Raw genomic sequence first — 12,449 nt, forward strand, 5'->3', positions numbered from 1 at the left:
CATGGCCAACCTGAAAATCAAGAATCTGCAAAAAGGCTTCGAAGGTTTTTCCATCATCAAGGGCATCGACCTGGAAGTGAACGACAAGGAATTCGTGGTGTTCGTCGGCCCGTCGGGCTGCGGCAAATCCACGCTGCTGCGGCTGATCGCCGGCCTTGAAGAGGTCAGCGAAGGCACCATCGAACTTGACGGCCGCGACATCACCGAGGTGACCCCGGCCAAGCGCGACCTGGCGATGGTGTTCCAGACCTATGCGCTGTACCCGCACATGAGTGTGCGCAAGAACATGTCGTTCGCCCTGGACCTGGCCGGCGTCGACAAGAAAATCGTCGAGAGCAAAGTCAATGAAGCGGCGCGCATCCTGGAACTGGGCCCGCTGCTGGAGCGCAAGCCCAAGCAGCTCTCCGGCGGCCAGCGCCAGCGCGTGGCGATTGGCCGGGCAATTGTGCGCAACCCGAAGATTTTCCTGTTCGACGAACCGCTGTCCAACCTCGACGCTGCCCTGCGCGTGCAGATGCGCCTGGAACTGGCGCGCCTGCATAAAGAGCTGCAGGCGACCATGATCTACGTGACCCACGACCAGGTCGAAGCCATGACCCTGGCCGACAAAGTCGTGGTGCTTAACAGCGGTCGCATCGAACAGGTCGGCTCGCCGCTGGAGCTGTACCACCAGCCGGCCAATTTGTTCGTGGCGGGTTTTCTCGGCACGCCGAAGATGGGTTTCCTCAAGGGCAAGGTCACCCGTGTCGAAGGCCAGGGCTGTGACGTGCAACTCGACGCCGGCACCCTGATCAGCCTGCCGCTCAGCGGCGCCAGCTTGAGCGTGGGCAGCGCGGTGACCCTGGGCATTCGCCCCGAGCACCTGGAAATCGCCGCGCCGGGCCAGACCACCCTGACCGTCACCGCCGACGTCGGCGAGCGCCTGGGCAGCGACACCTTCTGCCACGTCATCACCGCCAACGGCGAGCCGCTGACCATGCGCATCCGTGGCGACATGGCCAGCCAGTACGGCGAGACGCTGCACCTGCACCTGGACCCGGCGCACTGCCATCTGTTCGACACCGATGGCGTGGCCGTCACCCGCCCCCTGCGCGCCGCCGCCTGATTTCGCGAGTATTACGTCATGAAGCTGAATAAACACACCCTCAACCAGCTGGCACCCGAAGTGCAACGGCCCACCTATGCCATCGCCAGCACATCGCAGGGCATCGCGCATATCGGCGTCGGCGGTTTCCATCGGGCGCACCAGGCGTTTTACACCGATGCCTTGATGAACACCGGTGAAGGCCTGGACTGGAGCATCTGCGGCGTGGGCCTGCGGGCCGAAGACCGCAAGGCCCGCGACGACCTGGCCGGCCAGGATTATCTGTTCACCCTGTATGAACTGGGCGACACCGACGACACCGAAGTGCGCGTGATCGGCGCGATCAGCGACATGCTGCTGGCCGAAGACGGCGCCCAGGCGCTGATCGATAAACTGGCCGAGCCGGCCATCCGTATCGTGTCGCTGACCATCACCGAAGGCGGCTACTGCATCGACGACAGCAACGGCGAGTTCATGGCCCACCTGCCGCAGATCCAGCATGACCTGGCGCACCCGAACGCACCGAAAACCGTGTTCGGCTTTCTCTGCGCCGCCCTGACGCAGCGCCGCGCCGCCGGCACCCCGGCGTTCACGGTGATGTCCTGCGATAACCTGCCGCATAACGGCGCGGTGACGCGCAAGGCCCTGCTGGCGTTTGCCGCGCTGCACAATGCCGAGTTGCATGACTGGATCCAGGCCAATGTGAGCTTCCCGAATGCCATGGTCGACCGCATCACGCCGATGACCAGCACTGCCCACCGCCTGCAATTGCATGACGAGCACGGCATTGACGATGCCTGGCCGGTGGTGTGCGAGCCTTTTGTGCAATGGGTGCTGGAAGATAAATTCGTCAACGGGCGCCCGGCCTGGGAAAAGGTCGGCGTGCAGTTCACCGCTGACGTGACGCCTTACGAGGAAATGAAGATCGGCCTGCTCAACGGCAGCCACCTGGCCCTGACGTACCTGGGGTTTCTCAAGGGCTACCGGTTCGTTCACGAAACCATGAACGACCCGCTGTTTGTCGCCTACATGCGCGCCTACATGGACCTGGACGTCACGCCGAACCTGGCGCCGGTGCCGGGCATCGACCTGACCGAGTACAAACAGACCCTCGTCGAGCGGTTTTCCAACCAGGCGATTGCCGACCAGTTGGAGCGCGTGTGTTCGGATGGCTCCTCGAAGTTTCCAAAGTTCACCGTGCCAACGATCAACCGCCTGATTGCGGGCGGCCGTGAGACTGAACGGGCTGCACTGGTGGTCGCTGCGTGGGCGTTGTATCTCAAGGGTGTCGATGAGAATGGCGTGAGCTACACCATCCCTGACCCGCGCGCGCAGTTCTGCCAGCAACTGGTCAGCGATGACAGCTTGATCAGCAAGCGCTTGCTGGGGGTTGAAGAGATTTTCGGCACGGCTATTCCCAACTCACCCGCGTTTGTGGCAGCGTTCGAGCGGTGTTATGCAAGTTTGCGCGATCACGGCGTCACTGAAACCCTAAAGCGGTTACTGAAGAAACCGGCTTAAAACTGTGGGAGGGGGCTTGCCCCCGATGAGGGTGTGTCAGTTAATAAATCTTTCACTGACCCACTGCTATCGGGGGCAAGCCCCCTCCCACATTGACCACATTGACAACTCCAACAATAAAACTGCTGAGCACTCCATCATGACCCAGCAAAACCTGTTCCTCGGCATCGACTGCGGTACCCAGGGCACCAAGGCCATCGTCCTCGACGCGTCCAGCGGCAAGGTGCTGGGCCTGGGCGCCGCCGCGCACACCCTGCTCAGCGGCGCCAACGGCCGGCGTGAGCAACACACCCAGGAATGGCTGGACGCCTTCACCGAAGCCACTCACCGCGCCTTGCAACAAGCCGGGGTGGACGGCCAGGACATCCTCGGCATCGGCGTGTCCGGCCAGCAACATGGCCTGGTTCTGCTCGACGCCCAAGGCCAGGTGCTGCGCCCGGCCAAGCTGTGGTGCGACACCGAGACCGCCGCAGAAAACGAGCGCCTGTTACAGCACCTGGGCGGCGAAAGCGGCTCGCTGGAGCGCCTGGGCGTGGTCATTGCGCCGGGCTACACCGTGTCAAAGCTGCTGTGGACCCGCGAACAGCACCCGGACCTGTTTGCGCGCATCGCCCATATTCTGTTGCCCCATGACTACCTCAACTACTGGCTCACCGGCCGCGCCGTCGCCGAATACGGCGATGCTTCAGGCACCGGCTATTTCGACGTGCGCCGCCGTGAATGGGACGTTGCGCTGCTGCAGCACATCGACCCCAGCGGGCGCCTGCAAGCGGCGCTGCCCGAGCTGATCACAGCCGATCAGGCGGTGGGCACGATCCTGCCCGCCATCGCCGAGCGCCTGGGCATCAACCCCAACGCCATCGTCGCCAGCGGCGGCGGCGACAACATGATGGGCGCCATCGGCACCGGCAATATCGCCCCCGGCGTGATCACCATGAGCCTGGGCTCATCGGGCACCGTCTACGCGTTTGCCGACCAGCCCAACGTCAGCCCCCAGGCGTCGGTCGCCACCTTCTGCTCCTCCAGCGGCGGCTGGTTGCCGTTGATCTGCACCATGAACCTGACCAACGCCACCGGCGTGGTGCGCGAGCTGTTCGAGTTGGACTTGAACGCCTTCAACGCCCTGGTCGAACAGGCCCCCATCGGCGCGGACGGGGTGAGCATGCTGCCGTTCCTCAACGGCGAACGGGTGCCCGCCCTGCCCCAGGCCACCGGCAGCCTGCACGGCCTGACCATGACCAACCTGACCCGCGCCAACCTGTGCCGCGCGGTGGTCGAAGGCACCACCTTCGGCTTGCGTTACGGCCTGGACCTGCTGCGCCAGACCGGCCTGCAAAGCCTGGGCATCCGCTTGATCGGCGGCGGTTCGAAAAGCCCGCTGTGGCGGCAGATGGTTGCCGATATCATGAACACCGAAGTGGTGTGTACCGAACAAAGCGAAGCCGCAGCCCTGGGCGCGGCGATCCAGGCGGCGTGGTGCCAGTCCGGCGAATCCCTGGCCAGCCTGTGCGACAAATGCGTGAGCCTTGACCCGGCCAGCCGCACCCTGCCGGTGCCGGCCAATGTCAGGGCCTATCAACAGTCCTACGAGCGCTATCAACAGCTTGTGGCAACCCTTTAAGAGCGAGCGACTATGTATCTGGTGTGCGGTGAAGCGCTGTTTGATTTTTTCAGCGAGGAGGATGCCAGCGGGCTTGCGTCCAAGGTCAACTACAAGTCGATTGCCGGCGGGTCGCCGTTCAACGTGGCCGTGGGCTTGCGCCGCCTGGGCATCGAGGCCGGACTGTTCGGCGGGGTGTCCACCGACTTTCTCGGCCGGCGCCTGGCGCAGGTGCTCGAGGATGAAGGCGTGAGCCGGCAATTTCTCGTGGAGTTCGCCGCACCGACCACGCTGGCAATGGTTGCCGTGGGTGCCAATGGCTCGCCGCAATACAGCTTTCGCGGCGAAGGTTGCGCCGACCGGCAACTGCAGGTCGCGCATCTGCCGGTACTGGGCGATGAGATTCGCGGGCTGCATATCGGCTCGTTCTCGCTGGTGGTGCAACCCATCGGCGACACGCTGCTGGCCTTGGTCCAGCGCGAAAGCGGCAAGCGCCTGATCAGCCTCGACCCCAATGTGCGCCTTAACCCGCAACCGGACATCCAGCTGTGGCGCGACCGTATCGCCAAGCTGGTCAAGCATGCCGACCTGATCAAGGTCAGCGATGAAGACCTGCACCTGCTCTACCCCGAGCAATCGCCCGAAAGCGTGCTGCAAGACTGGCTGCAACACCGCTGCCAACTGATATTTCTCACCCGTGGCGGCGACGGCGCCAGTGTGTTCAGCCGCCGGCACGGCAACTGGTCACAACCGGCTATCGACATCGTGATGGCCGACACGGTGGGCGCCGGCGATACCTTCCAGGCGGCGTTGATCGCCTGGTTGACCGAACAGCAATTGGATTCGGTTGAAGGGCTGCAACAGCTCAGCCGCGAACAGATCGACGCCATGCTCGGCTTTGCCATCCGCGCGGCGGCGCTGACCTGCACCCGCACCGGGCCGGACCTGCCCTACCGTCGCCAATTAGGCTGATAGCCCCACCGGCCGTGCCCTGCGCGGCCTTTACCTTTTATCCAAAAAGCTTGCCATGCAGCGAAGCTGTGCTACACCGAAGAACAGCAGTAACTAAAAACAATACGTAGGACGCGTCATGACCAAGGCATCTGGTTTCCCAACCCGAGCCGTTATTGCTGTCGGCATCCTTTCACTGCAGTACTTCACGCCCCAGCCCGCGCATGCCGCGTGCGCTTTCAGCCCAGGTCCCGGTGACGATACGTTCGTCTGCGACAGCGGCACCAGCACCGCCGGGCTCACCGATCTTCAAGGCAACAACCGCCTGACGCTGCCCGCCGGTGGTACGGGAACCATCAATGGCCCTGTCACGTTCGGCGCGGGCGCCGATCGCATCCTGATCGATGCCGGCAGTATCCTGGGTGCTGTGCAACAAGGCGCCGGCATCGATGACTTCGTCATGAACGGCGGGCGGATTGCTTCGCTGGCCCAGGGTGACGGACTCGATACCTTCCTGATGACCGGCGGCGTCATCGAACGGGAATTCGTCGACGGTGACGTGGCGCGACAAACCGGCGGCACGATTGGCCGGGTCGACATGAAGCTGGACGATAACGTCTACGAGATGACCGGCGGCGAGATCCTCGGCAACCTGGTCACCGGGTTCGGCAAGGACCGGGTAGAAGTCTCGGGAACAGGCAGCGTCGGCGGCAATATCAGCACCAGCGGCGGCGATGACATCATTACGGTGAGCGGCGGCGTGATCAAAGGTGAAATCCGCGCCAGTTTCGGCAACGACACGTTCACCTGGCGCAAGGGCGGCGAAATCCGGTCTTCCGTCTTGATGGGCGATGGTGACGACACCGCCTTGCTCAGCGGTCTTGATGAAAGCCGGTTGGCCGCCACGTCGTCGATTGACGGCGGCCTGGGCAGTGATCAAATGACGTTCGATAACACCACGTCCAGTACGCCCACCCGCTATGTCGGCTGGGAGACGGTCAACCTCAACAATGCTTCGCGCTTTGATCTGGCCGGGGACTTTTTCCTCGGTGACAGTGCGAGCAACACCGGTACGTTCAACATCGATGGCAGCAGTATCCTGGCGGTGAGCCAGGGCGCAATCCGCCCCTACACGGCGGGCCAGCTGGCGACGCTGAACAATGCCGGCACGATTGACATGACCACCGACAACAGCGCGAACAGTTCATTGACGGTGCATGGCAACTATGTGGGCAATAACGGCCAGCTGTGGCTGCAAAGCGCCCTCGGTGATGACAACTCCGCGACCGACAAGCTGGTGGTGTCCGACGGAATTATCGGCGGTCACACGCAACTGGGCGTCACCAATCTGGGCGGTGCGGGCGGGCTGACTCGGAACAGTGGCATCGAGGTGGTCCAGGCCCTCAACGGCACGACCAGCAGCGCAGATGCCTTTGCGTTAAAGGGCTCAGTGTCTGCCGGCGCCTATGAATATCGGCTGTTCAAAGGCGGCGTGACCGCCGGCACGGAAAACAACTGGTACCTGCGCTCGTCGGTGGTGGCCGTGCAGCCACCCGTCGTGCCGCCGGTACCGCCCACCCCGCCGGTGGTGGTGCCTGTTGCACCGATTACACCGACGCCTCCCGTCGTCGACCCCGATGAACCAGCGGTGGAGCCGCCGACCGCGCAACCGGTCGCGCCAATCGAGCCTGCGGTGCCACCGCCGAGCCAGGTCGCGGCAGCCGACTCACCGCAACCTGCCGCCGGCAGCCCGGCGCTGCCAACGGCCGTGGTCGGTGCAGAGCCCATCCCGCTGTATCGCCTGGAGGTGCCGGTGTACTCGGTGGTGGTCCCGGCCGCGCAAGTCATGACCCGGATGGCCCTGGGCACCTTTCATGAGCGCCAGGGCGAGCAAAGCCTGCTCACTGAAACGGGGGCGGTTGCGGCCGGCTGGGCGCGTGCCTATGGCGGTGATTTGAACAAGAGCTGGTCGGGCACCGTGTCGCCAAGCTTCGACGGCAGCGTCAAGGGCTATCAGGTGGGGCATGACCTCTACGCTGGGCAAACCGGCGGCGGGCAACTGCAACGTGTCGGCCTGTTCATCGGGCAGAGTCGCTTGCGCGGCGACGTGAAAGGGTTCGCCGAAGGTTTTCAGGACCGGCGCTCCGGGCGGATCAAACTCGACGGTGATAACTTCGGCGCCTACTGGACGCTGACCGACCCCAAGGGGTGGTACATCGACCTGGTGGCCATGGGCACACGCCTGGACGGCGACAACACGTCCGACCGCGGCGTGAAGGTGAACACCAAGGGCGATGCCCTGGCACTCTCCGCTGAAGCGGGTTATCCCATCAGCGTTTCCGAACATTGGGTGGTGGAGCCCCAGCTCCAGATAATCCGCCAGACCATCGACCTGGACAGCCAGCATGACGGTATTTCCAAGGTGTCGTTCGACTCCCAGGCGTACTGGACCGGCCGTCTGGGTGCCCGCGTCAAGGGTCGCTATCGGGTGGGCAATACGCCCGTCGAGCCGTACATGCGCGCTAACGCCTGGCGTACGTTCGGCGGCAGGGACACGGTGACTTACGACGATGTGGACCGCATCAAGAGCGATCACAAGTCGTCCACCGCCGATGTCGGTGTAGGGGTTGTCGCCCACTTGTCGCCGGCGGTGAGTGTTTACCTGGCGGCGGACTACACCACTGATATGGACGGTAATGCCCAGAAGGGTGTGGGCGGCAACGCCGGGGTGCGCCTGAGCTGGTAAACGGCAAGAGGCCTGGTCAATACAGGCCTCCACGTCAACGCAGGGCCGGCCACACGTTTAAAAACCACGCCCTCCTGCTCGCTGCAGGACCGGCGTGTGCGCCTGCTTGAGGTCTTCACGCAGCCCGGCGATCAGGTTGCAAATGGCGCGACTGCTGTCGAGTTTGTCCGCGCTGATGCCTTTGACCTCCAACTCCACGCGATCACGGTCGCGGTCGTCGTACACCTTGATCGTCAGCGACGCATCTTCGGCTTTGGTGCACTCACACCGCTTGGGCAGGAAACTTCCTTCAATAATGCTGCGAAGCTCGAGTTCAGAAAGCATGGCCAACCTCTCCTTGTTTGAGACTGCCAACAGTTTTTATAGGGTCCGGCAGGCACTTGCCCGCCACGTCTTGCCGGCCTTGGAAGACGCCTTCAACTAATGAGCCTACTCGGCAAAATCCATTGCGGTTGTAACCTTTCTTCATAAGCTCAGCGCTTGCTTATACGCCGTACATCCGGCAGTTCAGATCATCGTCGAACCGCGCCGATTAAACGTTTAACCGTCAGTCTCGGATCGGGCGCAACAGGCGTGGTCGATTTTTCAGCAACATGTGGCAAACAATCAGCCACTCAACCAGCCGTCGAACGGAGCTTTCGAAAAACATACGAAACATATACGCTTCGTATATAAATCCTCCACAGTGAAGCTTATGGGCATCGTCAAGATCACCGACCAACTGCACGAACAACTGCGCCTGGCCAGCGCCGCGATGGACCGTTCCATCAACGCCCAGGCCGAGTTCTGGATCAAGATCGGCCTGCTTGCCGAGCTCAATCCTCAGTTGCCCTACAACGACCTGATCAACAAACTGTTGCTGGACAAACCCGACCTGATCAGGGGGCGCAGCCAATGATCAAGACGCCGCAACAGCTTGCGCTGATGCGCGAATCCGGGCGCCTGCTGGCTCAGGTATTCAGCATGCTCGACGGTTTTGTCGTCGCCGGTCGCTCCACCCTGGAACTGGACAGCGCCGTCGAAACCTTCATCCGCCAGGCGTTGCAGGCCCGCCCGGCCAGCCTCGGGCAATATGACTACCCCTTCAGCATCAATACATCGATCAATGAAGTGGTGTGTCACGGCATGCCCAGCGCGAAGCAAATCCTTAAGGATGGCGACATCATCAACATCGACATCACCCTGGAAAAAGGCGGCTTTATCGCCGACTCCAGCAAGATGTACATGATCGGCACGGTGACGCCCAAGGCGCGACGCCTGGTAGAAATGACCTTCGAAGCGATGTGGGCCGGCATCCGCCAGGTCAAGCCCGGCGCGCGCCTGGGTGACATCGGCCATGCGATCCAATGCCATGCGCAGGCCAACGGCTACAGCGTGGTGCGTGAATACTGCGGCCACGGCATTGGCCGGGAAATGCACGAAGAGCCGCAGATCCTGCACTTCGGCCGTCCCGGCACCGGGCTGGAACTGCGCGAAGGCATGGTGTTCACCATCGAGCCGATGCTCAACCAGGGCAGCGCCAAAGTGCGCAGCCTCAAGGATGGCTGGACGGTGGTGACCAAAGACAACAGCCTGTCGGCGCAATGGGAACATACGGTCGCGGTGACGGCGGATGGGTTTGAGGTGTTGACCCTGCAACCGACCGCCTGACCCGATCGTTCCCACGCTGCGTGGGAACGATCAACCGGGTCAGGCCACCTGCTTGACGGAGGCCTCGGCTTCCAGCTCACGCACCAGCGGCAACACGCGTTTGCCGAAGTATTCCACTTCTTCCTGGAAGTGCAGGAAGCCGGCCAGCACCAGGTCCACGCCTACCGACTTGAGCGCGACGATGCGCTCGGCAATCTGCTGCGGGGTGCCGATCAGGTTGGTCTTGAAGCCGTCGTTGTACTGCACCAGGTCTTCAAAGCTGGACTTGGCCCAGTTGCCCTCGCCTTCCGGTGACGCCTTGCCCGCTTGCCTCGCGGCATCGCCAAAGGCATTGACCGCTTCCGGGTCAGCCTTGTCGATGATGTCCGCCAGCACGGCCCGCGCCTCTTCTTCCGTATCGCGAGCGATCACAAAGGCGTTGACGCCGATCTTTACCGAATGATTATTGGCGGCGGCCTTGGCACGAATATCGTCGACCTGGGCCTTGATGCCTTCGGGGGTGTTGCCGTTGGTGAAGTACCAGTCCGACACCCGCGCCGCCATGTCGCGCGCGGCCCTTGAACTGCCGCCCTGGAACACCTCGGGCTGGCCCAGTGGCTTGGGCTTGAGGGTGTAATTGTTGAAACGGTAAAAGTCACCCTTGAAGGTGAAATCGTCCTGGGTCCAGACACCTTTCAAGGCGCGAATGAATTCTTCGGAACGACGATAGCGCTCATCGTGCTCCAGCCACGGTTCGCCGATGGCCTGGAACTCGCCCTTGAACCAGCCACTGACGATATTCACCGCGATGCGGCCGTTGGTGAGCTGGTCGATGGTCGCCAATTGTTTGGCCGCCAGCGCCGGTTGCCAGGGACCCGGCAGGATCGCCGCAATCACCTTGAGGGTGGTGGTCGCCGCGAGCAGCGCGTGGCTGAACGCCACCGACTCGTGCTGGTTCTCCGCGCCGTAGCCGGCGGTGAAACGAATCTGGGTCAAGCCATATTCAAAGCCGGCGGCTTCGGCCAGTTGCGCCAGTTTACGGTTGTAGTCGATGCCCCAGTGGGTGCGCTGCTCGATCTTGCTGACCACCAGCCCACCGCTGACGTTGGGCACCCAATAGGCAAATTTCACGGCGTGTTGACTCATTGGAGGTACCTCGCACAAAGGAATGTAGGAGGACTTGAGCAGCAAGCGTGCCAGCTATGGGTACACGCCCTGGCCTTGCGGGTTGTGGCGCGAAACCTCGGGGTTACGCAAGGCGCCGCGACTGTCATGCAACACTGCATTTTGTGCAAACGCTGTTGCTGGAGCAACAGCGGCTGGCCTCCTCGCGCCGTAAACACGGGCCGCTGCGCCCGGCACGGACTGTGCAGACACCCAGGGACTTGATCACAGCCCAGGAGCCGCACCCATGACCGAGCAACACGTCATCAACCCGCTGTCCATCGGCGTCGACTACCCCGCCCTGGCCGAACGTTTCCGTCCCATCTTCCAGCGCATCGCCGACGGCGCGGTGGAACGCGAACACAGCCGCACCCTGCCCCATGAGCCGATCCGCTGGTTGAAGGAAGCAGGTTTTGGCGCGGTGCGCGTGCCGGTGGAATATGGCGGCGGCGGCGCGTCGCTGCCGCAGCTGTTCGAACTGTTGATCGAACTCGCCGCCGCCGATTCCAATGTGCCCCAGGCCCTGCGCGGGCATTTTGCGTTCGCCGAAGACCGCCTGAATGCGCCGCCGGGCGCGGCGCGCGAGGTGTGGTTCAAGCGCTTTGTCGACGGCGACATCGTCGGCTGCGCCTGGACCGAAATCGGCAATGTCGCTATCGGCGACGTGGTCACCCAGGTCAGCCCCAACGGCGACGACTGGACACTCAACGGTGAAAAGTTCTACAGCACCGGCAGCCTGTTTTCCGACTGGATCGATGTTTACGCCCAGCGCAGCGACACCGGCGCCGACGTCATCGCCGCCACCCGCACGCGCCAGCCCGGGGTGGTGCAAAGCGATGACTGGGACGGCTTCGGCCAACGCACCACCGGCAGCGGCACCACGCGCTTTACCAATGCCGTGGTCGAAGGGCAAAACGTGATCGACTTTGCCACCCGCTTCAAATACCAGACCGCGTTCTATCAACTGGTACTGCTCGCCACCCTGGCCGGCATCGGCCACGCGGCGCTCAACGACGTGGCCCATCAGGTACGCACGCGCAAACGCATCTACAGCCACGGCAACGCCCCGCATGTCAGCCAGGACGCGCAGGTACAACAAGTGGTAGGCGAAGTCGCCGCGCTCGTCTACGCAGCCCGCGCCAGCGCATTGCAGGCCGCACTGCCGGCGCAACGGGCCTACCTGGCCCGCTTCGGTGGCGATAACGCAGCAGAGCGCGAAGCCAACGTCGCCGCCGAAATCGAATCGGCGACGGCCCAGGTGGTCGTGTCGGAATTGATCCAGCGAGCCACCAGCCAACTGTTCAATGCCCTGGGAGCCTCCGATGTGCGCCAGGGCAAAGCCCTGGACCGGCACTGGCGCAATGCGCGAACCGTGTCATCGCACAACCCGCTGATCTACAAGGCACGGATCGTCGGCGACTGGGTGATCAATGGCACCGAGCCACCGTTCGTCTGGCAGATCGGCAACGGCCCGGCGAAAGCCTAATGCCCGTAGGAGCGAGCTTGCTCGCGAAAAACTCACAGGCACCGCGTTTATTCAGGAAGCCCGCGTTATCGTTGACGTTTTTCGCGAGCAAGCTCGCTCCTACAGAGGGCGATGCGCAGCCATGGGTATCGACACAACGCTAACCACGATGCGCAGCGAGCCGCTCTTGATCTTGCTCTTGATCTGCTTTTGATCTCAGGCGCCCCGTTAAACCACGCTGGCCGAACGCAGGCTTGAATCCGTGGGTAACCCGGCAGGACGCCGGGTT

General features: G+C 62.9%; 10 protein-coding genes. 8 read left to right on the forward strand and 2 right to left on the reverse strand.

Annotation, left to right across the window (positions count from 1 at the left end):
* The first annotated feature begins 1 nt into the window (after position 1).
* The 5 genes from BFP89_RS20870 (at position 2) to BFP89_RS20890 (ending at position 7,902) form a co-directional block, all read left to right on the forward strand.
* On the forward strand, positions 2–1,105 hold the full coding sequence (locus BFP89_RS20870) for an ABC transporter ATP-binding protein (protein WP_065887349.1): 1,104 nt from the start codon (positions 2–4) through the stop codon (positions 1,103–1,105).
* An 18-nt stretch (positions 1,106–1,123) separates the two neighbouring features.
* Positions 1,124–2,605: a mannitol dehydrogenase family protein gene (locus BFP89_RS20875; RefSeq protein WP_065887351.1), complete on the forward strand. Its 1,482-nt coding sequence runs from the start codon at positions 1,124–1,126 to the stop codon at positions 2,603–2,605.
* Between the two features lie 139 nt (positions 2,606–2,744).
* On the forward strand, positions 2,745–4,226 hold the full coding sequence (gene xylB, locus BFP89_RS20880) for a xylulokinase (protein WP_065887352.1): 1,482 nt from the start codon (positions 2,745–2,747) through the stop codon (positions 4,224–4,226).
* A 12-nt stretch (positions 4,227–4,238) separates the two neighbouring features.
* Positions 4,239–5,177 carry a carbohydrate kinase family protein gene (locus BFP89_RS20885; protein WP_065887353.1) on the forward strand — a complete coding sequence of 313 codons (939 nt, stop codon included), beginning with the start codon at positions 4,239–4,241 and terminating at the stop codon, positions 5,175–5,177.
* Between the two features lie 118 nt (positions 5,178–5,295).
* Positions 5,296–7,902: an autotransporter family protein gene (locus BFP89_RS20890; RefSeq protein ID WP_065887354.1), complete on the forward strand. Its 2,607-nt coding sequence runs from the start codon at positions 5,296–5,298 to the stop codon at positions 7,900–7,902.
* Positions 7,903–7,959: 57 nt separating this feature from the next.
* On the opposite strand, the gene BFP89_RS20895 is transcribed toward BFP89_RS20890, so the two are convergent.
* The gene (locus tag BFP89_RS20895; RefSeq protein WP_065887355.1) at positions 7,960–8,226 is read right to left on the reverse strand and encodes a DUF1652 domain-containing protein; all 267 of its coding nucleotides are present in this window, start codon (positions 8,224–8,226) and stop codon (positions 7,960–7,962) included.
* A 370-nt stretch (positions 8,227–8,596) separates the two neighbouring features.
* Between BFP89_RS20895 and BFP89_RS20900 the strand changes: the two genes are divergently transcribed.
* Positions 8,597–8,800: a ParD-like family protein gene (locus tag BFP89_RS20900; RefSeq protein WP_065887356.1), complete on the forward strand. Its 204-nt coding sequence runs from the start codon at positions 8,597–8,599 to the stop codon at positions 8,798–8,800.
* Positions 8,797–9,552, forward strand: a complete 756-nt coding sequence (map, locus tag BFP89_RS20905) for a type I methionyl aminopeptidase (RefSeq protein ID WP_065887357.1) — start codon at positions 8,797–8,799, stop codon at positions 9,550–9,552. Before BFP89_RS20900 ends, map begins: the two co-directional genes overlap by 4 nt.
* Positions 9,553–9,591: 39 nt before the next feature.
* Here map and sfnG read toward each other — a convergent pair whose 3' ends face one another.
* Entirely contained in the window at positions 9,592–10,677 is a 1,086-nt protein-coding gene (gene sfnG, locus BFP89_RS20910) for a dimethylsulfone monooxygenase SfnG (protein ID WP_065887358.1), read from the reverse strand.
* A gap of 265 nt (positions 10,678–10,942) precedes the next feature.
* Here sfnG and BFP89_RS20915 point away from each other — a divergent pair, with 265 nt between their 5' ends.
* The gene (locus BFP89_RS20915; RefSeq protein ID WP_065887359.1) at positions 10,943–12,181 is read left to right on the forward strand and encodes an acyl-CoA dehydrogenase family protein; all 1,239 of its coding nucleotides are present in this window, start codon (positions 10,943–10,945) and stop codon (positions 12,179–12,181) included.
* The last annotated feature ends 268 nt before the right edge of the window (positions 12,182–12,449 follow it).

It is taken from the genome of Pseudomonas sp. 31 R 17, assembly GCF_900004915.1.
In the GTDB taxonomy this organism is placed as follows: Bacteria; Pseudomonadota; Gammaproteobacteria; order Pseudomonadales; family Pseudomonadaceae; genus Aquipseudomonas; species Aquipseudomonas orientalis_A.